General features: G+C 40.1%; 28 protein-coding genes. 20 read left to right on the forward strand and 8 right to left on the reverse strand.

What is annotated here, in order from left to right; all coding sequences use genetic code 11:
• The first annotated feature begins 126 nt into the window (after window positions 1-126).
• From AC1DOK_RS05485 to AC1DOK_RS05500, 4 genes are all read left to right on the forward strand, one after another.
• Complete coding sequence (locus tag AC1DOK_RS05485) at window positions 127-2,334, forward strand: hypothetical protein (protein ID WP_477553235.1); 2,208 nt, start codon at window positions 127-129, stop codon at window positions 2,332-2,334.
• Window positions 2,331-2,624 (forward strand): EscU/YscU/HrcU family type III secretion system export apparatus switch protein, encoded by a 294-nt coding sequence (locus AC1DOK_RS05490; RefSeq protein ID WP_477553236.1) that lies wholly within the window; start codon window positions 2,331-2,333, stop codon window positions 2,622-2,624. Before AC1DOK_RS05485 ends, AC1DOK_RS05490 begins: the two co-directional genes overlap by 4 nt.
• Window positions 2,621-3,001, forward strand: a complete 381-nt coding sequence (locus tag AC1DOK_RS05495) for a YraN family protein (RefSeq protein ID WP_477553237.1) — start codon at window positions 2,621-2,623, stop codon at window positions 2,999-3,001. The genes AC1DOK_RS05490 and AC1DOK_RS05495 overlap by 4 nt, the downstream gene beginning before the upstream one ends.
• A gap of 398 nt (window positions 3,002-3,399) precedes the next feature.
• Window positions 3,400-4,176: a nucleotidyltransferase domain-containing protein gene (locus tag AC1DOK_RS05500; RefSeq protein WP_477553238.1), complete on the forward strand. Its 777-nt coding sequence runs from the start codon at window positions 3,400-3,402 to the stop codon at window positions 4,174-4,176.
• Between the two features lie 148 nt (window positions 4,177-4,324).
• Here AC1DOK_RS05500 and AC1DOK_RS05505 read toward each other — a convergent pair whose 3' ends face one another.
• Window positions 4,325-5,872 carry a YifB family Mg chelatase-like AAA ATPase gene (locus AC1DOK_RS05505; RefSeq protein WP_477553239.1) on the reverse strand — a complete coding sequence of 516 codons (1,548 nt, stop codon included), beginning with the start codon at window positions 5,870-5,872 and terminating at the stop codon, window positions 4,325-4,327.
• 447 nt (window positions 5,873-6,319) lie between these two features.
• On the opposite strand from AC1DOK_RS05505, the gene sucC reads away from it, so the two are divergent.
• The 3 genes from sucC (at window position 6,320) to dprA (ending at window position 9,603) form a co-directional block, all read left to right on the forward strand.
• Window positions 6,320-7,480 carry an ADP-forming succinate--CoA ligase subunit beta gene (gene sucC / locus AC1DOK_RS05510; RefSeq protein ID WP_477553240.1) on the forward strand — a complete coding sequence of 387 codons (1,161 nt, stop codon included), beginning with the start codon at window positions 6,320-6,322 and terminating at the stop codon, window positions 7,478-7,480.
• A 33-nt stretch (window positions 7,481-7,513) separates the two neighbouring features.
• Complete coding sequence (sucD, locus tag AC1DOK_RS05515; RefSeq protein ID WP_477553241.1) at window positions 7,514-8,446, forward strand: succinate--CoA ligase subunit alpha; 933 nt, start codon at window positions 7,514-7,516, stop codon at window positions 8,444-8,446.
• 83 nt (window positions 8,447-8,529) lie between these two features.
• Window positions 8,530-9,603, forward strand: coding sequence for a DNA-processing protein DprA (dprA, locus tag AC1DOK_RS05520; RefSeq protein WP_477553242.1), 1,074 nt, complete (start codon window positions 8,530-8,532; stop codon window positions 9,601-9,603).
• 39 nt (window positions 9,604-9,642) lie between these two features.
• Here the strand turns inward: dprA and AC1DOK_RS05525 are convergent, their stop codons facing one another.
• The 7 genes from AC1DOK_RS05525 to AC1DOK_RS05555 all read right to left on the reverse strand — a co-directional run bounded on the left by AC1DOK_RS05525 (window position 9,643) and on the right by AC1DOK_RS05555 (window position 14,063).
• On the reverse strand, window positions 9,643-10,779 hold the full coding sequence (locus AC1DOK_RS05525) for a tyrosine-type recombinase/integrase (protein ID WP_477553243.1): 1,137 nt from the start codon (window positions 10,777-10,779) through the stop codon (window positions 9,643-9,645).
• Between the two features lie 5 nt (window positions 10,780-10,784).
• Complete coding sequence (locus tag AC1DOK_RS05530) at window positions 10,785-11,156, reverse strand: hypothetical protein (protein WP_477553244.1); 372 nt, start codon at window positions 11,154-11,156, stop codon at window positions 10,785-10,787.
• Between the two features lie 3 nt (window positions 11,157-11,159).
• Window positions 11,160-11,759 carry an ImmA/IrrE family metallo-endopeptidase gene (locus tag AC1DOK_RS05535; protein ID WP_477553245.1) on the reverse strand — a complete coding sequence of 200 codons (600 nt, stop codon included), beginning with the start codon at window positions 11,757-11,759 and terminating at the stop codon, window positions 11,160-11,162.
• Window positions 11,760-12,061: 302 nt separating this feature from the next.
• Window positions 12,062-12,577, reverse strand: coding sequence for a DUF2569 family protein (locus AC1DOK_RS05540; protein ID WP_477553246.1), 516 nt, complete (start codon window positions 12,575-12,577; stop codon window positions 12,062-12,064).
• Between the two features lie 71 nt (window positions 12,578-12,648).
• Window positions 12,649-13,044, reverse strand: a complete 396-nt coding sequence (locus tag AC1DOK_RS05545) for a hypothetical protein (protein WP_477553247.1) — start codon at window positions 13,042-13,044, stop codon at window positions 12,649-12,651.
• A 51-nt stretch (window positions 13,045-13,095) separates the two neighbouring features.
• Window positions 13,096-13,551, reverse strand: a complete 456-nt coding sequence (locus tag AC1DOK_RS05550; RefSeq protein ID WP_477553248.1) for a hypothetical protein — start codon at window positions 13,549-13,551, stop codon at window positions 13,096-13,098.
• A gap of 41 nt (window positions 13,552-13,592) precedes the next feature.
• Window positions 13,593-14,063, reverse strand: coding sequence for a helix-turn-helix domain-containing protein (locus tag AC1DOK_RS05555; RefSeq protein WP_477553249.1), 471 nt, complete (start codon window positions 14,061-14,063; stop codon window positions 13,593-13,595).
• A gap of 67 nt (window positions 14,064-14,130) precedes the next feature.
• Here AC1DOK_RS05555 and AC1DOK_RS05560 point away from each other — a divergent pair, with 67 nt between their 5' ends.
• The 13 genes from AC1DOK_RS05560 to dnaB all read left to right on the forward strand — a co-directional run bounded on the left by AC1DOK_RS05560 (window position 14,131) and on the right by dnaB (window position 21,285).
• Complete coding sequence (locus AC1DOK_RS05560) at window positions 14,131-14,394, forward strand: hypothetical protein (RefSeq protein WP_477553250.1); 264 nt, start codon at window positions 14,131-14,133, stop codon at window positions 14,392-14,394.
• Between the two features lie 26 nt (window positions 14,395-14,420).
• A complete protein-coding gene (locus AC1DOK_RS05565) occupies window positions 14,421-14,633 on the forward strand; it encodes a helix-turn-helix domain-containing protein (RefSeq protein ID WP_477553251.1) in 213 nt (70 codons plus the stop codon).
• 22 nt (window positions 14,634-14,655) lie between these two features.
• Window positions 14,656-14,901, forward strand: a complete 246-nt coding sequence (locus tag AC1DOK_RS05570) for a hypothetical protein (RefSeq protein ID WP_477553252.1) — start codon at window positions 14,656-14,658, stop codon at window positions 14,899-14,901.
• Window positions 14,902-15,002: 101 nt separating this feature from the next.
• Complete coding sequence (locus AC1DOK_RS05575) at window positions 15,003-15,317, forward strand: helix-turn-helix transcriptional regulator (RefSeq protein WP_477553253.1); 315 nt, start codon at window positions 15,003-15,005, stop codon at window positions 15,315-15,317.
• The gene (locus AC1DOK_RS05580) at window positions 15,304-15,492 is read left to right on the forward strand and encodes a hypothetical protein (RefSeq protein WP_477553254.1); all 189 of its coding nucleotides are present in this window, start codon (window positions 15,304-15,306) and stop codon (window positions 15,490-15,492) included. Before AC1DOK_RS05575 ends, AC1DOK_RS05580 begins: the two co-directional genes overlap by 14 nt.
• 190 nt (window positions 15,493-15,682) lie before the next feature.
• Window positions 15,683-15,943: a hypothetical protein gene (locus AC1DOK_RS05585; protein ID WP_477553255.1), complete on the forward strand. Its 261-nt coding sequence runs from the start codon at window positions 15,683-15,685 to the stop codon at window positions 15,941-15,943.
• On the forward strand, window positions 15,940-17,214 hold the full coding sequence (locus AC1DOK_RS05590) for an AAA family ATPase (protein ID WP_477553256.1): 1,275 nt from the start codon (window positions 15,940-15,942) through the stop codon (window positions 17,212-17,214). The genes AC1DOK_RS05585 and AC1DOK_RS05590 overlap by 4 nt, the downstream gene beginning before the upstream one ends.
• Window positions 17,211-17,855 (forward strand): ERF family protein, encoded by a 645-nt coding sequence (locus tag AC1DOK_RS05595; RefSeq protein ID WP_477553257.1) that lies wholly within the window; start codon window positions 17,211-17,213, stop codon window positions 17,853-17,855. The genes AC1DOK_RS05590 and AC1DOK_RS05595 overlap by 4 nt, the downstream gene beginning before the upstream one ends.
• On the forward strand, window positions 17,848-18,267 hold the full coding sequence (ssb, locus tag AC1DOK_RS05600; protein WP_477553258.1) for a single-stranded DNA-binding protein: 420 nt from the start codon (window positions 17,848-17,850) through the stop codon (window positions 18,265-18,267). Before AC1DOK_RS05595 ends, ssb begins: the two co-directional genes overlap by 8 nt.
• Before the next feature lie 48 nt (window positions 18,268-18,315).
• On the forward strand, window positions 18,316-18,732 hold the full coding sequence (locus AC1DOK_RS05605) for a hypothetical protein (RefSeq protein ID WP_477553259.1): 417 nt from the start codon (window positions 18,316-18,318) through the stop codon (window positions 18,730-18,732).
• Window positions 18,722-19,540: a DnaD domain protein gene (locus AC1DOK_RS05610; protein ID WP_477553260.1), complete on the forward strand. Its 819-nt coding sequence runs from the start codon at window positions 18,722-18,724 to the stop codon at window positions 19,538-19,540. Before AC1DOK_RS05605 ends, AC1DOK_RS05610 begins: the two co-directional genes overlap by 11 nt.
• Window positions 19,518-19,847 (forward strand): hypothetical protein, encoded by a 330-nt coding sequence (locus tag AC1DOK_RS05615; protein WP_477553261.1) that lies wholly within the window; start codon window positions 19,518-19,520, stop codon window positions 19,845-19,847. The genes AC1DOK_RS05610 and AC1DOK_RS05615 overlap by 23 nt, the downstream gene beginning before the upstream one ends.
• The gene (dnaB, locus tag AC1DOK_RS05620) at window positions 19,831-21,285 is read left to right on the forward strand and encodes a replicative DNA helicase (protein WP_477553262.1); all 1,455 of its coding nucleotides are present in this window, start codon (window positions 19,831-19,833) and stop codon (window positions 21,283-21,285) included. Before AC1DOK_RS05615 ends, dnaB begins: the two co-directional genes overlap by 17 nt.
• Window positions 21,286-21,345: the final 60 nt, after the last annotated feature.

Genomic DNA, 21,345 nt, shown 5'->3' on the forward strand with positions numbered 1-21,345 from the left:
ATTGTTTTTTATAAAAGAGGATGCAACGTTCCTTCTTGATTATCGAACGAAAAATACCGATATAACATACATAGACCTTCCTTGTGATTATCACAATCAGAAGGCTAATGAACCGGGGTGATCGTATTGAATATTAATTCGATGTTTCGTTCTGTAATTGGTGAGCCTCAAGTTTCAGAGGCGAAAGTCATGGAACTTAAGCCAGGCCAAGTCGTACGTGGAGTTGTGCAACAGGACCTTGGGAACCAAGAAGCTATTATTTCTATTAATGGCGTACAGGTTAGAGCTAAACTAGAAGCTCCACTTCAACAAGGAGAAGGTACGATGCTTCAGGTACAAGGTGAATCGACCTCAGGACAAATTATTCTTAAGCCAGTCGCTATAAGTGGGGGTGGCTCCTCTGATGTGGCGTTTGCAGATATGCTCAAATCATTCGGGTTAAAGGACTCATCTGTTAATCGAGAGTTAATTCTTCAGATGCAAAGTGCTGGTGTTCCTTTAACCAAAGAGAACGTAGATAAATTCGCCGAAATGTTAGCTGCTAAACCAGCGAATATAGAGGTTAAGCCTTGGATTCAAGCCATGGCTGTGGCCAATGCAAGAGGATTACCTATGAGTCCCGGCGTGCTTCAAGCTTTAACTGAGGTGATGGTGGATGGGAATCCATTAACGGATCGGTTAGCAGGATTAGAGAAGGAAATTAAAGCTGTGTTGCAGTCACAAGGGACTAATCTTACTGAACAGACACGTGCTGGACTTGGTAAGGTATTACAAATTTTGCAGCAACTAAGTCAGCTTGGTCCTGATCAAGGTAATCAGTCAGCTAATGACGGTAAACGACCACTAGCAGGAAATGGGAGTGCGGGATCTGTTACAGTGGATGGTTCAACACAAGCGACTGTAGGGAAGCCTGCAACGACGGTAGCAGGATCAGGTTTTCTCGGAGCACAAGGGCAACTAACTGCTCAATCTGCAGGAACAAGTACACAGCCTGCGGGAACAGTGGGGACACCAAATGGGACGACAGTAGGGGGAACTGCAGGAACAACAACTGGAGTGGCTGGAATGTCTGCTGGGACAACAGGAGGTGCCACAGGATCACAACCTACGGGTATAACAAGTGGTGCTGGAACAGTAACAATATCAGGTACAACGGCAGGATCAACGGCATCACAATCTGCGGGTACGACAACACAAGCAGCTGTATCCTCTGCGTCTTCTGCTGCAGGGAATGGAACGCCAGCTTCGCAGATCGCTGCGCAAGCATCATTATCAGCGGCAGATGCAGCCGCTGGTGGAAACAGCGGCCGCTCACCGCAGGTCGCTGCAGCTCCTGCGGGCGCTGCAAGCAGCGCGCCCGCGCAAGCCGCGACTGTGGCTACGCCAGTCGCGAGCTCTGCCGCCTCCGCTACGCCGGGCGGCGCAAGCACTGCAAGCGGTCCGCCAAGCGGGACCGCTGCGCAAGCAGCAGCGCAAGCTAACGCTGCTGCTACACCGCCTGCGCCTGCGGGGCAATCCGCTGCGCAGGCGGTCGCTTCTGCCAATCCAGCCGCCATTTCTGAGTCTAATGGCGGCTGGATTGGCAGTGCGTTTAAGCTGCTCGGTGTTGATCACGAGCAACTGCTGGCTAAGAGCACGCATACTAATCCCAATATGCAAGCTATAGCTAATACGCTTATGAAAGCCGATGCAGCTGCGATTGATTTTGTTCGTCAAGGTAGAGAGTTTCTACAAAATCCGAATCCAGTAGAAGTAGCACAACAGTTACCAGGTGACTCCCTTAAGAGCTTACTGCTCGCCTTATCCAAATCGGATGATTTACCACCAGTACTCAAAGATGCTATGGCGAATACGGCTCAGCAAATTACAGGACAACAATTGCTTTTAAGTGCAGAACGGAATTCACCGTTAACCCATTTAACGCTATTTATACCATTCACGAATGGAGATGGACAGCAGACAGCATCTGTACATATCCAATCTCGAAAGAAGGGCCGTGAATCATTAGACCCAAGTAACTGTAGATTGTTGTTTGATTTACAATTACAAGCTATGGGTGATACCTTAGTTGACGTGCAAGTGATTAATTCTATTGTTTCCTTGCAAGTACATAATGACCATCCTATTATTCCACAACTACTAGAAGCATCTCGTGAGGAAATTGCCACTGGGCTGCAAGCCATGGGCTATCAATTTATGTCAATGCAGTGCAAGCCATTCCCGGATCATTCCAAGCAGAAGGAAATGAAGTCCTCCAATTTACTTGATGGGAGTAAGGACCCGCAATCATTTTATCAACCGAAGCCGTACAAGGGGGTTGACCTGCGGGCATGAAGCAGTCTAAGTCTACAATCAAGAAAGCGGTAGCACTTCGATACGCACCAGAGCAACCGAATGCAGCACCGACTATTATAGCTAAGGGTAACGGTGCTATTGCGGATGCTATATTGGAGAAAGCGCGCGAGCATGGTGTTCCGATTCAAGAGGATAAGTCGCTTGTTGAAGTGCTTTCTAAGCTTGACTTAAATCAGGAAATTCCGTCAGAACTATATCAGTTAGTTGCTGAAGTGCTCAGTTTTATTTATCGTTCCGATGCACGACTAAAGGATCATCCAGACCGATGAACAGTGGACCTAAAAATGATCATAGAAAAGCGACAGGTAGGCTGGGAGAAGAGCTTGCGGCTTCGGCACTTATGAATAACGGGTACCAAATAATCGTCCGGAATTGGCGATGTAGAACTGGTGAAATTGACATTGTTGCCGAGCAGGACGGGAAACTAATTTTTATAGAGGTCCGCACACGCAAGACGTCAGGGCGATTTGGGACGGCTAAGGAATCGATAGACTATCGTAAACAAAAGCAGGTGCGAGATACCGCGCAAGTATACTTACATCAGCACCATCAACATGCTAGGGCAATTCGATTTGATGTTATTACGGTTGAGCTGAAATACAATCTGGAACTGATGCATCTAGAACATATGATTGCAGCTTTCTAACTGAATTTATGAGCGAAGAGATATGAAAAATTTGATACTAGAGAAGTGCTTAGCTAGTCAGCAAAGCACTTCTTTTATCTAAGCTTAGATATTGCAACGTTTCAGCAAGCTATAGGGGGCGGAATTGTCCTGGAGAAGCGAAGCGTTCGCCTACAAGTTTTCCGAAGGAAAACTACTTCGTAAGCGTATGCTTTGACACCGGATTTCTACCGCTATAAGCGGTATATGATCAAGAAATCTGGGGGTGGGCAGCGATCGTAAGGACAATCCGTCCTCGCAGCGGTCATCTATATCAAGCACTGATTTTGGTGTTGAGCCATAATACTGGTAGTAAATTAGTTGAAACAAGAAAAAGGCAATGAAGGTTCACTTCGAGTTATAAAAGGAGGGAGAACGCAATGAAAGAAATCATAATCGAAAAACTTAAAGAGATTGAACAAATACATAATGTAAAGGTTTTATTTGCGGTTGAATCAGGCAGTCGTGCATGGGGATTCCCGTCCCAAGATAGTGACTACGATGTGAGATTTGTATATATCAGACATCCTGATTGGTATCTCTCTATTGATGACAAGAGGGATGTGATTGAAGTACCTATAAATGACCTGCTTGATATTAATGGTTGGGATATTCGAAAAGCATTAAAACTTTTCCGGAAATCTAATCCACCGTTACTTGAGTGGTTGGTATCTGAAATAGTGTATTACGAATCATATGGATTTAAAGATGAAATGTTGAAATTAAGACAAGAGGTGTTCTCACCTAGAGCATCACTTCATCATTACTTAAGTATGGCTAAAGGTAATTTCCGAGAATACTTACAGGGTGAACAAGTTAAGATCAAGAAATATTTTTATGTGCTACGCCCAATTCTAGCGTGTAAATGGATAGAGAAATACAATACAAATCCTCCGATTCTTTTTCAAGATTTAGTGTCAGATCTAATAACAGATGTTCAGTTGAAAAAAGAGATTGATGAACTATTACGTAGGAAAATCTCTGGAGATGAATTAAATCTTGAAAGACAAGTTGTTGTTATTAATGATTTTATCGATAAAGAAATTCAACATCTTATAGAGTTTGCAAGTTCATGTGCGAGTGACTTAGAAGATCCTACAGAAAGACTTGACGAACTATACAGAAGGTATTTAAAGATAGTTTGGAACTTTGGTTAAAAAGCTAAAGAATTCTACTTATAAACTGAAGAAATATGAATTCTTTAACTCTAAAGTAGTGCTTAGCTACCAGCTAAGCACTTTTCTTATCTTGCAGGCTAAGCACTTTTCTTAGTAAGTAAGCTAAGCACTTCACTTATCTAACAAGCTATGCAATTTGTTTATCTAAACTCCGATATTGCAAAGCTTCTGCAAGCTGAGATAGCTGAATATCAGGGCTTCCTTCTAGATCCGCAATTGTACGAGCTATACGTAATACGCGATCATGCGCGCGTGCGCTTAATCCAAGTGCATCAAACGCAGACTCGAGTACTTTGCGAGCTGATGCTTCAAGCTTACAATATGAGCGAAGATGTTTACCATTAAGCTCACCGTTAAACCGAATGTTTAATTTCTGATACCGCTCTTGCTGGGCATAAATTGCTCGATTCACAGCTTCCCGCATATCATTTGAAGATAGAGGCTTCTCATTACTAGTTAATGTAGCAAAATCAGGTTTAGTCACCTCGACATGAAGATCAATTCGGTCAAGTAGAGGCCCAGATAGCTTCGACCGATAATGATGAACCTTTAATGGTGAACAGATACAAGGATGAGCCGCACTATCCGCACCGAGATAACCACAAGGACAGGGGTTCATTGAAGCTGCAAGAATGAAGTTGGCTGGATACGTATATACAGCTCTAGCACGACCGATTGTTACCATTCGATCTTCGAGTGGTTGACGCAGCACTTCAAGTACACTGCGAGCAAATTCAGGTAATTCATCTAGGAATAGAACACCTCTGTGGGCTAGACTGACCTCACCGGGCTTAGGTATGGAACCTCCTCCAACGAGGCCGCCTGAAGTTACGGTATGGTGCGGTGATCTAAAGGGACGCTGCTCAATTAATCGAGATTGATCGCTAAGCATACCTGCAGCAGAATATATTTTGGTAACCTCTAATGCTTCATCTTCAGCCATGCAAGACATGATAGTGGGCAGTCTACGAATTAACATCGTTTTTCCAGTTCCAGGAGGTCCTATTAAGATAATATTATGCATGCCAGCAGCTGCAATCATTAAGGCTCGTTTGGCTTGCTGTTGTCCACTTACATCTACAAAATCCTCGTGAACATCAGTTGTGATCGATGTAGAATCCAAGTCTCCATTAGAAGTCAATCGAGTTAATTGCTCTGGCCCTATTCTTGTTTGATCTAATTGCCTCAAGTCATGCAAACTAGTGATTCCTAACACATCAATTCCATGAATGAGTATAGCTTCGCGAATATTACCGATAGGTACAACGATACGCGTTATCCCATTTTGTTTAGCTGTATGCACCATGGATAGGACACCAGGTACACTTCTTACTGTTCCATCTAGTGCAAGCTCACCAACAAGTAGTGTATGCTCGATGTCTTCAAGCTTTATTTGACCGCTCGTAATGAGAATTCCTGTAGCAATAGCCAAATCAAACGAGGTTCCTTCCTTACGTAAATCAGCAGGTGCAAGATTGATCGTGATGCGTTCTAGTGGAAAGGTGAATCCGCAATTTTTCATAGCAGCTCTCACTCTTTCAATAGACTCTTTAATAGCCAAATCTCCAAGGCCGACTAAATTGATTTGAGGTAGACCATTTGAAATATCAATCTCAACTTCGATTTCTTTGCCATCAATTCCACTTAAACAAGCGCTTCGAACCTTACCGTACATAATGCAAAAACACCTTCCTCCATATGATTTGTTCATAGGTGAAAGGTGCTTCCTTATCGACCGAATATTTATTGTATATGTTATGATCATCTAGTTATTCTATTTCGTCATTCAACTTGAATTTCCTTCCAAAAAGATTAAAATTTAATTATATAAAATTCCACAAGTTTCAACATTATACAGATTTGCTAAAAGGTATGAAGTCTATATTCATTTAATATAATTAATAATTTTATAAAATAAGAATTTTTAAAAAAAATGAGGTAAATTACTGTGAAAAATGATACAATAATTTAGGTTTGTAGCTAGGTTAACCTTACTACTATTTTTTAGAAGAGTAGAATGTCAAAACCGCTATTCTTTGGTAATAAAGGGTTTATAAGTTAATAACTTATAAGCTATGATAAGTTGCAAGATATACAAAACATGTAGGAGGATTGGAAGCAGATGAATATCCATGAGTACCAAGGCAAGGAAGTTCTGCGTCAGTACGGCGTTAAAGTACCGCAGGGTAAAGTTGCGTTCACAGTGGATGAAGCTGTTGAAGCGGCAAAAGAGCTAGGGACAGCAGTTGTTGTCGTAAAAGCTCAAATTCACGCGGGTGGTCGCGGTAAAGCTGGTGGCGTTAAAATCGCCAAAAACTTAGACGAAGTTCGTACTTACGCAGGCGAAATTTTAGGTAAAGTGCTTGTCACTCATCAGACAGGTCCAGAAGGTAAAGAGGTTAAGCGTTTACTAATCGAACAAGGCTGTGACATCAAGAAAGAGTATTATGTTGGTGTAGTAGTTGATCGCGCAACTGGATGTGTCGTAATGATGGCATCTGAAGAAGGCGGTACTGAAATTGAAGAAGTAGCTGAACACTCTCCTGAGAAAATTTTCAAGGAAGTGGTCGATCCTGCAATTGGTTTGCAACCTTTCCAAGCCCGCAAATTAGCTTTTGCTATTAATATTCCGGATGCACTTGTAGGTAAAGCTGTTCAATTTATGACTGCTCTATATACAGCATTTGTGGATAAAGATTGCTCTATCGCTGAAATTAACCCACTTGTTGTTACAGGTGATGGTGATATTATGGCACTTGATGCGAAGCTTAACTTCGATTCTGGTGCACTATATCGTCATGAAGATATTCTTGAACTTCGTGACTTTACTGAAGAAGATGAGAAGGAAATTGAAGCTTCCAAGTTCGACCTTAGCTATGTCGCATTAGATGGCAACATCGGCTGTATGGTTAACGGTGCAGGTCTTGCGATGGCAACAATGGATATTATTAAATATTATGGCGGCGACCCCGCTAACTTCCTTGACGTAGGGGGCGGTGCTACAGCTGAGAAAGTAACAGAAGCATTCAAAATCATTCTGTCTGATAAGAATGTAAAAGGAATCTTCGTTAACATTTTCGGTGGTATCATGCGTTGTGACGTTATTGCGGATGGTGTTGTTGAAGCAGCTAAGCAAGTTAGCTTAGATCGTCCACTTGTCGTACGTCTAGAAGGTACGAACGTTGATCTAGGTAAGAAAATTCTTAATGAGTCTGGCTTGAACATTGTTTCCGCGGATTCAATGGCCGATGGTGCACAAAAAATCGTAGCGCTTGTTAGCTAATTCTATAGGTCTAAGGAGGGTGACAATAAAATCATGAGTATTTTAGTGAACAAACATACTAAAGTTATCACACAAAACATGACTGGTAAAACAGGCATGTTCCACACTAAAGGCGGTCTTGATTATGGGACTCAGATGGTAGCTGGCGTTACACCAGGTAAAGGCGGAACAGTTGTTGATTTCACATTAGAGAATGGCTCTACAGTGCAACTTCCTGTTTACAATACGGTAGTTCAAGCCAAAGAAGCAACAGGGGCAACAGCATCTGTTATTTATGTTCCACCGGCTTTTGCAGCAGATTCCATTATGGAAGCTGTTGATGCTGATCTTGATCTAGTAATCTGTATTACTGAAGGTATTCCAACACTTGATATGGTTAAAGTGAAACGTTATATGGAAGGCAAGAAGACGGTTCTAATCGGACCGAACTGCCCAGGCGTTATCACACCAGGCGAATGCAAGATTGGTATTATGCCAGGATACATTCATACACCAGGACATGTTGGTGTTATTTCTCGCTCCGGTACATTGACCTATGAAGCGGTTCACCAGCTTACAGCTCGTGGAATTGGCCAGTCCTCCGCAGTTGGTATCGGTGGAGATCCAGTTAAGGGTTCTGAATTTATTGATATTCTTCGGATGTTCAATGATGATCCAGATACCTATGCTGTTATCATGATTGGTGAAATTGGTGGTACAGCAGAAGAAGAAGCAGCTGAGTGGATTGCAGCGAATATGACGAAGCCGGTTGTTGGCTTTATCGGTGGTCAAACTGCGCCTCCAGGAAAGCGTATGGGACATGCAGGAGCGATCATTTCAGGTGGTAAAGGAACAGCTGCTGAGAAAGTAGCAGTTATGGAGCGTTGCGGTATCCGTGTAGCTCCAACTCCTTCAGAAATGGGTTCAACTCTTGTAGCTGTTCTTGAAGAAAAAGGTATGTTAGAGCAGTGCAAAACGGTTAAATAATAGTTTCATACGATTATATAAAGGTAAGCAACCTTTCATTTCCCATGCGTGGGATTTGAAAGGTTTTTTTATTATGCTAGAGGATGGTGAATGTAATGGAAGATCGTGAGCTGTTGATAACCCTACATGAGACAGAAGGTATTGGTTGGACGACGATTAATCGTTTACTCATGGGTTTAAATCAATTGAATGATGTAAATAGAATGAATAAAGCCGAATTTGCTGCTCTCGGAATAGGCTATAAGCAAGTGGATGCGATTCTTGCAAACCGAAATTCGGAACGTATCCTGCAAAAACTTCGTATATATGAACAAGCAACGATAACAATTACAACTATCTTGGATGAAACATACCCGGAACTACTGCGGACAATTGCAGAGCCTCCTATGGTTTTGTATTCAAAAGGAGATTTGTCCTTGTTTCAATTGCCGAATATTGGTATTGTAGGAACACGTACACCAACGGTTTATGGAAAGAAGGTTGCTGATGAGCTAGCTTATGAGCTTGCAAGCCGAGGATTTGGTGTTGTTAGCGGATTAGCTAGGGGAATCGATACCTGTGCACATCGTGGTGCTCTTCGTGCTGAACAAGGGAAGACAATTGCTGTTTTAGGCAATGCAATAGATCAGGTTTACCCGCCAGAAAACACAGGGTGTTACCAAGAAATTGCACAAAGGGGTCTCGTTGTGTCAGAATATTCAATAGGGACCAAGCAACATCCGGGGATGTTTCCACAGCGAAATCGTATTATTGCAGGTTTATCGCTTGGTACGGTTGTTGTTGAAGCAGCTGAAAGAAGCGGGTCTCTCATAACGGCTGACTTAGCTTTAGAGGCTTCACGTGATGTCTTTGCCGTTCCTGGACCGATCAACTCACCTAAGAGTAGAGGTTGTAATGAATTGCTTAAACAAGGAGCTAAAGTTATTAGTAGTGCTGAAGATATAATAGAAGAGTATAAGCATCTGTCTTTTGTCTCACAATTGAAACAAAAAGAACTATCTAAGCATCCGACTTTCGATTCAGAAATGAATGAAGAAGAAAGACGAATTTATGAACTTCTCATTGGTGAAGCGAAATCGTTTGATGTTCTATTAAACTTAAGTCATTATAATTTTGGACTTTTGCATTCAGTTCTGTTATCCTTGCTTATGAAATAAAACAAACCCCTATAAATCGTTGATTTATAAGGGTTTTTATTAACTTTGAAGATCCTCGTTCACGGATTTGACCACATTTTCAAAGTTATCCACAGATTTATTGGTATATATTCGATTCAAACTAACAGCGACGTCGTCCTGCATACTCGGTAAAACGTGAGCGTATGTTCTCATTACCATCTCTACTGAATCACCTAATCGCTCTGATACAACTTTAGCATTATATCCCCATTGAAGCAACAGAGTAGCGTGCGTGTGCCGCAGATCATGTAATGTGATTCTCGGCATGTTTAGTTTTGATGAATCATCTACAAATTTTCGCAATGCTTCAGTAGGGTATGTGTATTTACATTTTTGATCAAAAATAATTGGGACATCTGGAAGCTGCCTTGCTTTATGATCTAATAAAGTATCTATGGTTGATTGCGGCAGTTTAATGGTTCTTCTTGAGTTGTCTGTTTTTGGAGATAGCTTAATATGCAAACCTTTTTCTTTTGTGAACTTTAATGTTTTAGTAATTGATACGGTGCATTTATTGAAATCAATGTCAGTCCAATGGAGTGCTAGCATCTCACCGTTTCTCATACCTGAAGTTGAAGCTAAAACGTATAGAGCATGACGGGCAAACCCTCTGGATTCTTCTAAGAAGAAAGATAACTGTTCCTCAGTCCATACCTGTCTCTCGTCTGGCTTGTACTGAGGTGGAGATACTTCGCGTGCAACATTCTTAATTATGTAGTTCCAGATCGTAGCTTGCCTAAATGTCTTAGATAACACAAGGGAAATGTTTTTAATATAACCTCTCGATACTCCATTCTTTAATAAATCACTGTAGAAAATATCAAGATCCTCTGAAGTTATTTTGTCTATCTTCTTCCAGCCTAAACGAGGAATAATATACTTCTCCACTATAATCCATTGCGAAATATACGTTGTCTCTTCGACATTATTTACTACTTTTGTCTCGAAGTACATTTTAATAAAATCCACTAATGTAATACTCTCAATTCTCTTTCCATCTTCTAGATCAAGTTGAAGCCTGTTGCATGCTTTAATTGCTTCTTTCTCCGAAGTAAAGCCAGATACCGTTTTCTGTTTTCTCTTTCCAGTCTTTTGATCGCGGCCCACATCTACCGTAAAAGACCAGGTATCACCACGTTGCCGAAAGTATGCCAAAGTAATTACCTCCAATCATAATATCTTCGTACATCCACTTCTAAGACTTCTGCTATGTCACAAATTCTGATTACCAGCTTATTTATCTCAGATGGATCAGCACCAAGAGAGAGTATTCGCTTATTCAATGCAACTATGTTTATTCCAAACTTATTGGGAGCTTCCAGATTCACTGTGAGTTCACTTAGTAATACTGAAGCTACCATTTCTTCATTGTTAAAGTCTTCGGCTCTGTGCCGCTTAAATGGGGCTTCTAGTGACATCCAGAGAATGGACCTCTCCCAAATTCTATCATTATCATTTACCTCTAGAATCATCCAAACAGGGGTTAAAATACCTTCTAAATCACGATCATAATATACTGATAACTTAGCCATATATTACACAGCTCCTTTCTGAGCGAGCTGTCGTTGTAGCTGGGCAAGTATTCTTTTTGTTTCAGAAGAGTATTCTGGATCTAGCCTAAGATCAGGTACCATTGCTTCGTGATCCATACGAGCTTGGTTAATTCGACCTTTGACCTGTCTTATTCTCCTTTCAACTAAGGTTGGTGATAAACAAAAATCGACACTGAGGATTTTGACAAGTGTTGAATGAAGTGGAATCTTCATATATTCTTCAAGCATGTAAATGGGCATAGCTGCGTACATTTGAAAATTATTAGCCTGGCTTTCCATGAGGTTTTTTAATGATTCATAAACTTTGCGTTGATCTCCGTGTAAAAGTGGGTGAGCCAATTCATGAAAAAATTGTTCGCGCTGCTTATATATCGGACTATAAGAGTCGATAAGAATTATCGAAACAATATTATCATCGTAGTCAACAGTTGGTTTCCCACCATGATAATAGATCTCGGCATTAAATATACTAGCAATAAAATCAATGTCCATTAGATCAAATGGTTTCAGTAATCCATTATCTAAGTACTTCTTATTGATCATTTTTTCTAGGTCGGTTTGCTTGTACAATGAGAGCTGCATATAGTGCCTCCGATATTATGACGAATGTATGTTCGTATTTTAGTGTAAAAGAAATACCAATCCGAAATTAGCAAACTTTGAATTGGCAGTTATTAATCAAATAGTAATATCCATTTACGTATACTGTATCATCTGTGCGCTTTTCGATTGGTTTACCATCCTCAAGGATTTCTCCGTTAAGCCAGACAGTAATCGGCACCGCGAAGAGCATGGCATTATCGAAGTCGACAGGGTGGGAGAGAAGTTGTCCAGGTTTCAGCATTGGATCACCTAGCTTTTTTAATTGATTGAAACTAATAGTTTTATAAAACAAATGTGTTTTTGATTCTTTTGGATCTTAATAAATATAGAGTCCAAAGGCTTGAGTGAATACATGTGTGTAGTATATAGGCAGCACTACCAATTGTTTCGTAATCAAGATCAATTGGAATCTGATACGCAAGGAAAGTCAAAATATCAAAAGCAATGATTAATATAAAATAGGACTTTAGTACATTAACAAAAATTCGTTTTTGTTTATAGCATAAAAAACCTGCTGCTACTATTACACAAAGAATTATTATGTTTGTATAGATTTCTACAATAAAGATTGCTAGTAGTGTAGGATCATAATATTGTGAGGTTGGGTCATAAAATGATCCGAATGTATTGTTAACTATTACAGGATAAACAATGTCAACAAAATAATAAGCACTTTGTCCAAATGACAGTATGAGTGCAATAGATAAAAAATACATCCATCCACCAAAACCAGTAAGTTGGTTTGAACTTAATTTATCCGTTGTAGATACCTCAGTATCAATATTCTTATTATCCAAAATTTCAATTCCATTACATTCCTCATCGGTTGAGGGATTTGCTTAGAAAATATATTTTTGTGAGGTAATAACTAATCATTCTTATGTAAAGATATGTTTCTGTAATCCATCGGATCAACAGGCTTCCTCTTAATTGAATGATTTTCAGCATTATTAGCCAAATCTGTTACCTCATCAAGTATTGGTTGTAGTTGATCCATTCTTGAATTAAATCGTTTTCCCTTCTTAGCATGTGTCAAATTTAAAACTCCGACCAAGTAAGCTCCCATTAGCCAAAAAGAAATAAAACCAGTCCACGTTAGATCAAGATCAAATCTAATATATAGATCTCTTATTATCATAATAGGAACAGCCAATATAAATATAAACATTGATATTGTTAAGGTTTGCAACCATATTGGTTCAATGCTTTTATCAAACATAGGTGTTTGTAGATGCGCATATTTGACATTAATTTTTTTTAGCATATAGATCATCAAAAAAACGATTGGAATCATTAAATAAATCATTGCATCACCTTATGAAGCCTCATTGGTTGAGGGATTTGCTATATTACAGGCGTTATAAATATCTGTAAAATATGCATTCAGTAAACTATAATTTGATTTCATTATACGAGTAAATTCACGATTAGCATGATACTTATTGTTTATTTCCTCATATCTCATTCTTATCAATTGTATATCAGTAGTGGCTATTGGTAGTCCGAATAATATTAAACCTTCAATAATTTCTTTTGGATGAATTAACTCTGAATTTTCTGCATTTTTTTCATTTTGCAAAGGTTGATTCATTTCTAAGTCACAAAAATAACATATACCCCTGTTTCCATGATTACATTTCTTTTCTTTAAGATGTTCAATAAGAACCTTAACTACGATATAAGCAATGAATCCCAAAAACATAAGGGCGAATAAATAAATTACTAGTTCAAAAGGAGTACCATCTAAAAAAGAAAATAAATATCTACCCATAAGACACCATTAGTATCATCCCCATCGGCTGGGTACTTGCTTTAGTCGCCCTGTTTCTTTAATTTCTCGGCTTTCTTTCTCTCGCGTATTGTCTTAATGAAAGCATCAGCCATTTCTATTTCTTCTTCAGTCCAATCATCGCCGCCACCATAATAACCACGGCTACTTGTATCTATTTCTTGATTTGTATTGTTTGTTGGTAAATCGATGTACCCGGCCTTTTCTAACAGCTCATTTGGAGTAATGTCACGTAGATACTTTGCTAATATCTTTAAATTTTCACTACTTGTTTTATTCGTGCCTGACTCAAGTCTATTAATAGTTGAATGACTTACTCCTGATGCTTCTGCTAATTGTCGCTGGCTTTCATAACCACTCCGTTCACGAAGCTTGATAAAGTAAATTCCAAATTCTTTTATATTCATAATATCATCACCTATTTTTATTGTATCACCCTCTGTTTCAAGCGTGAAACAAAATTTTGTATCAAGCGTGAAATATTTTTGTTGCACACGTGTTACACATATGTTATGTTGTATTTGTAACAAGCGTGAGACAAATGGAAGGAGGCTAAATAAAATGAAAGTATTACTGAAGCCTGGAATATTAAATGATTTAAAGAAACAAGCAAACATGTCAGAACAGGAGTTTGCAATATATATAGGTGTATCACGTAGTCAATTATGGCGTGTAAAACTACCTCCAAGTGATAAGCGATTCTCTTTAGGTCAAGATTTTATAGCTAAAATCCTAAAGAAATTCCCTAAACTATCATTTGAAGATATATTTTTTTTAGAAAAAATGTCTCACGAGTGTGACAGTAAAAGATCAGCAACAGCATAACACCAATATGAAAGGAGAATAGGACTATGGAAAGTTACTTCGCGGCATACCCGTTATATCTCAAAGCTACTGACATCATGGATGCGCTCCAAGTATCAAAGACAAAAGCTTACGAAATTTTGAAAGACCCAGAATGTCCGACAGTTAAGATTGGTGGATCAGTAAGGGTACATAGAGATAAATTCTTTGATTATCTGATAAAGAAAGAAGGTCAGCAAGTTCAGCAAGTTCCTGCCTAATAAGAGAGGGGTTGGAGATCCAATGTTTTTATGGAAGAAAAGAACGTCATCATCAGCGGTTGTATGCTTAATGGTCGCTCGTATAAAGCTTAAGCAAATTAGTTTGGATACCGCTATTAAAGAAACTCTACTAACTGGATACCACTGTAACAATCCTGAATTAGTGTCAGAGGAAACGATTCAAAGGATAAAAAAGCGTGTGAAGGAAAAGTTGGGAAAGCAGTTTAATGGGGAATATCCACCGAAACGGTACCGAGTCAGCGGATAAGGGGAATGGGCTTTCTATCTGATTTAATTATAACTTGTATGCTGCTCACGTTGAAAGATAACAAAAGTGAACATCACTCACAGAAAGGGGGTGTAACAACAATGGAGCGCAATGAGGTTGCAGAGTTACTTAAGAGTATGCGACTACGTGCCGGGATGACGCAACAACAGGTAGCAGATCGGATTTATCTTGATCGTACAACAGTAGTCAAGATTGAGTCAGGGGATATAAAAGCGCCTAGCTATGTAATCGTTAAAGAGTGGGCAAGAATCACTGAATCACTTGATTTGCTAACAATTCACTCAACAGGCAATCGAGACAGTTGGAAAAAGCATCTGGAATTGGAGTCCAAATTCAACAAGATCAAGGAACTCGTTAACTTTATGAAACGGAGGAAGGTAAATGCAAACAGTTAGTATTGATCGCTTTACAGACAAGCCTAGACCAAATGTAACGATTTTAGGAAAGTGTGCTTGTGGATGTGGGGAGTTAGTAACTGAGAATCATGTGTACTACGAGAATAGCGATGGAGATTATTGTGTGGACTTTGATCATGCTCTTAAAGCGAGTGAATGGAGGCAAGTTGGATGAACGTAAAAGTCGGAGAGTGGTTGTCACTTAGTAAAGGTGAAAGATTAGCGGTGTTGGAGCATGCAGCGTCTGAATCAGCAAAGAGAAACCGGAAATAAAAATAACCCTCGGCAAAGGGTTACGGACTTACAAATATCTTATTAGGTCCATCATACCATCTAGGTGTGTGGTGGGCAAGAGGGAGGATAACATGAGCACTGAGATCAACATTGATGTAAGGCGCGAGAATACAGAAATTAAGCTTCATCCTCAAATGGCATATACACCAGCGATTCTTGAGATTCGCGGTGAGACAGTAAAGTTTGAAATTCTAGCAGAAAATGAGCAGTTAGCCGAACTTGAATATGCAATCAGGCAACACCTGGAGCGTGAAAGATATTACGAAACACCTGATCAGCAAACTATTTTGAACGAAGAACACAATCAATTAATTGAGGAGGAAGCGGCATGAAAATTATTAAGCTGATTTCTGAAAATGTTAAGGGTTTAAAAGCTGTTGAAATAGTGCCGGACGAGCATTTTCAATTGATAAGCGGTAAGAACGGACAAGGTAAGACTTCGGTACTTGATTCAATTTGGTTGGCTGTTGGTGGTAAGGATGCCGCTAAAGGAGTGGACAAGCCCATACGTGATGGGGAACAAACTGCCTTCGCTCAAGTCGATCTAGGTGACATAATTGTCACTCGTAAGTGGAAGGGAGATAAGACAAGCTTAGATGTCACTTCTAAGCAGGGTGCTAAGTTTCCAAGTCCACAGGGCATGCTTGATGATCTGATCGGAAAGCTTTCATTCGACCCTCTATCATTTGCGAACATGGATGAGAAGAAGCAAAAGGTTACGCTGCAGGAACTAGTTGGAATCAATTTCACAAAACTAGATGTTGAACGCAAGGGATGGTACGAAGAACGAACTTTCAACAACGTATCAGCTAAGAAGCTTGAAGGAGCTCTTGAAGAACTGCCATATCCTAAAGATGGCCTTCCAGATGAGGAACTAAGCGCAAGCGATATTCTAACTGAATTAAAGGTTGCACAAGATGTAACTAATCAAAACTCAGCCAAAAGAAGTGAGCTTGAGCGCAAACGATCGGATGTAGCCAAATTCAATGACGACATTGAATCTCTATCAGCTGAGTTAGAAGCTTTACAGAAGAGGTTAGAGAACAAACTTAATGCACATGAAGCATTATCTACAGAAGCAGACGCATTAGCTGAAATTGTAGAATCTCTAGTTGATCCAGACACAACAGAACTTAATGAGAAGCTTCAGAACGTAGAAGCTATTAATTTCAAGGTGAAGCAGAAGAAAGAACATATTCGGATTACTACTGAAATCGATAGTTACAAAGAAGCATCAGCATTTTTGACTAAGAAGATTGAGGAAATTGATCAACTTAAGCTAGATACACTTCAATCAGCAGCATTCCCGATAGCTGGACTTAGCTTCAATGAAGATGGCGTGATATTCAATGACATACCTTTTAAACAGTGTTCAGCAGCCGAACGATTGAAAATATCAATGGCAATGGCAATGTCATTAAATCCGAAATTACGAGTGATCCGCATCTTAGATGGTAGCTTGCTTGATTCAGATAACCTCACCTTGATTCATGATATGGCCATAGAAAAGGACTACCAAGTATGGATTGAGGTAGTTGATAACAGCGGTAAGCTCGGTATCCAGATTGAGGATGGACAAGTTAAGGAGGAAGCAATGGTATGAGTAATGTAAAAAATCTATTCCAGAAGATAAGCCAGGTCATGCAAGATGTGTCGTATCTATCAAAGGACGATAGTATCGCTTTTGGCACTACGAAATACAAGGCAATTTCAGAAGAGAAAGTTACTTCTACTCTTCGGACAAGCTTAATAAATAACGGATTGGTTATCATTCCAATTGAACAAGAAGCTTCAAAGGTAGGAAACATAAGCGCGGTAAATACCAAGTACAAAATAATTGATATCGACACTGGACAATTCGAAATTCTCGCATCCAGCGGTGAAGGAGCAGATACACAGGATAAGGGTGTCGGTAAGGCTATGACATACGCGTACAAATACATGCTACTTCGGACATTCGCAATTCCAACTGGTGAAGATCCTGACAAAATAAGCAGTGCTGAGTTGGACGATAAAGACAAAAATCGCAACTCACAACTAGAATCAAGAGCACCTAACACCACGGTAAAGGCTGACATTCCTCCTGCGACACTCAAAGCAAAATATCAATTGTTTAAAGGTAGCTTAGATGGATTTGAAGAGTGGGTTACTGATCAACAAGGCAAGGGACGATCGTTTAAACAGATGGAAGAGATTTTAGCTAAAGGCTTGCTAGATAAGAAGGGGGAAAAGCAAAGTGCTTAATAGAGCCATATTAATTGGTCGCCTTACTAAAGATCCTGAACTTAGATATACACCTGCAGGCGTGGCAGTAACGCAATTTACATTAGCTTGCGATAGACCTTTTACGAATCAGCAAACGAAAGAAAAAGAAGCCGATTTTATTCCCGTAGTAACTTGGAGGCAACTTGCAGAGAACTGCGCAAACTTCTTGAAGAAAGGTCGATTATGTGCAGTCGAAGGACGCATACAGGTCCGTAACTACGATAACAACGAAGGAAAAAAAGTATATGTCACTGAGGTAATCGCAGACAATGTAAGGTTCCTAGAATCCTCAAATAATAGCAATCGAGACAATAGTAATAATCAAAAGCAAGATCCATTCCATGATGACAGAAAGCCAATAGACATAAACGACGACGATCTTCCCTTTTAATGAGAGCAGGAAATGCAATGTAGAACGAATCTTCGGGGAGGATAAATCATGAATATTGATAAACACATAACGGAAATAACGAGGCTTCGGAGGGCGGCTGATCAGCTGCCCGAAGATGTTCCCCATGCAGTTATGGAAAAGATCGATCTACTTGCAAAGTGTCTTGTGTTCATAGGTAGGTTATCAAGTTTCCTTGACGGAGAATACAAAAGAATCTACGCAAGACGTAAGCATGATCAAGCGATTGCAGAGGTTCATTCAAAGCCACCTAAGAAAGCAAATGCAGAGATTGCAGTCGCTCCATTACGGTTAGAAGAGGCTAAGTCTTATGAAATGATGCATCGATGGCGTAATGCATTTGAAAGCACACAAGAGGAAATACACGCTCTTAAATTGAGAATGCGAATTGACTTTGCAGATGGAAACTTAAGTTCGAATATAAACACCACTCGGAATGTGGGGTGAAGTAGTGAATTACATAAAAGAGATAAACGCCTTCTATGATTGGCTCGAAACAAATTCTCTTTCTGATTCGGCTATTGTGCTATGGCACTCATTGATGCACATAAACAATCGGGCTGGATGGATCACGGAGTTTGCAGTAGCTGTATCAACTATACAAGTCAAAACAGGCTTGAAGAAGGATGCCATAGTAAGAGCTCGTCTTAAACTGCAACAAACTGGTCGAATTGATTTCAGGAGTAGAACGGGACAGCAATCAGCTATCTATACTCTAATACCATTTGAGTCAGATAAAAATGATGGTTGTGTCGTTTTAAACGACACAAACTGCATCACAAACCGTGCACAAAGTGCAACACAAACCACTACACAAACTGCGTCCATTATTAAACTAAATAAAACTAAACTAAATAATACTACTGCTACGCGTGATGATGGATATGAATCATTCTATAAAGCACATGAACGAGTCTTCGGATTTTCATGTAATCCATTTCAAGCTTCAACACTTGGTACTTACATAGACCAAGATGGGATCGAAGAGCCAGTCATAATACGAGCTATAGAACGTGCAGCCCTTAATGGTACAGGTTATAAATTTGGTTTAATAACAAAGATTCTGGACGACTATTTTAAATCAAATGTACGGACTTTGGGACAAGCAATTGCTTTTGATAATGCCTTTGAAACAAATAAATCAAGTCATTTAGTCCCGGGTAATTCTCGTAAATCTAAGCAGCAACAAGAACTCGAAAGACTTAAACGACTTGCAGAGGAGGGCAGAAGTCATGAACAGATCAGAAGTAGTTAGTTTGTTACTTGAAATCCTTGAAGAATACCCACAGTTTGATACGAGCGACAAAGAAATTGACCGTCACTTTAAATATCTTAAGGACTTTAAATTTGAGGATGCTCTGGCTAATATCGATCAACACATTAAGACTAAAGGATTCCCTCCAAAAATTTCTGAGATTAGAGGACAACTTGGTGAACAGATAGATCGGCAACGATCAAAGGATGCATCACAAGCGCACTTTGATCAATTGGATGAATGGGAAGCAAAATCAGCTCCACCACCACCGGGGTTAAGGGAGAAAATATATGACTTACTACGATGAGCAATTAGGCTTCGAAATGCCACAGGACTTTGAAGCAGAGCAAGCTGTATTAGGGGCAATCATCAAACAGGGTGATTTGATTGAACGTGTTAGGGAGTTAATGCAGGGTAATGAATTTATTGTTGACTCTCACAAACGGATTTTTCGGGCTATGGTCTTGATGAATGAAGCTGAACAGCCTGTAGCAATAGACCTGCTTACACTATCCAGCAGGTTTAAGGATACAGAGGAAATAGATATTATTGGCGGCGTTTCATATGTCTCTGGATTAGCTTCCAGCGTTCCCACAACAGCTAACATTGAGCACTATATTGCAAGGGTGTTAGACAAGTACACACGGCGCAAGATCATCGAAGAGAGCAGGTTACATATCGAGCAGGCGTTAGAGTCAAGGGACATTAACTCAGTTTTAGCTAACATGCAAACCTCTGTGATGACCATAGCGGATCAGGCGGCACCTACAAGAGAGTTTAAGGCTATGAAGGTCGTTCTGATGGACGTGTACGAAAACTTAGAACATAGGTACAACAATCGCGGTCTTAATGGTGGTGTCACTGGAATACCAAGTGGATTTGTTGATCTGGATAAAATGACATCAGGATTTCAGAAGTTTGACTTAATCATCGTGGCTGCTCGCCCTTCGGTTGGTAAGACCGCATTCGCGCTTAATATAGGGCAAAACGTAGCCCAAAAAATAGATGAAGCAGTCGCAATATTTAGCCTTGAAATGTCAGCAAGCCAGCTTGCACAACGGATGTTATGCGCAGAAGGCAATATTGATGCCAGTCGCGTTCGAACCGGTTATTTTGAAGGTGATGATTGGGAAAAGGTTTCTACAGCAATGGGCATCTTATCTGAATCAAATATTTACATCGACGACAGCCCATCGTTAACAGTACACGAAATCAGATCAAAGTGTCGCAGGCTTAAGAAAGAGAAAGGCTTAGGAATAGTGATCATCGACTATTTACAACTCATTGCTGGACGTGGCAAAGAGAACCGGCAGCAGGAAGTATCCGAAATATCTAGGATGCTAAAACAGATGGCAAGAGAACTGGAAGTGCCAGTAATCGCACTCTCACAGCTAAGCAGAGGTGTTGAGCAACGCCAAGACAAGCGTCCAATGTTATCGGACCTACGGGAATCAGGATCAATTGAGCAGGATGCGGATATCGTAGCTTTCCTATATCGGGATGACTACTATGACAAAGAGTCGGAGAAGAAAAATACCATAGAGATTATCTTAGCCAAACAACGAAATGGTCCTGTTGGAACAGTAGAACTTGCTTTCCTTAAAAATTATAACAAGTTCGTCAGCTTAAGTCGTTCTCCAGAGTCAACGGAACCTCCTTCAGGGAATGTATTCGATGGAGTGCCACAACATAAACCAAAGAATCCGAGAAACTATATAGATGTTGAAGCTGAGGTAGTCAGCTAATGAAACCAGATAAAGAGCAATTATATTTAATCGCTACTGACAATACCAAGAGTCTTGATT

Source organism: Paenibacillus sp. P5_B5, from assembly GCF_056400365.1.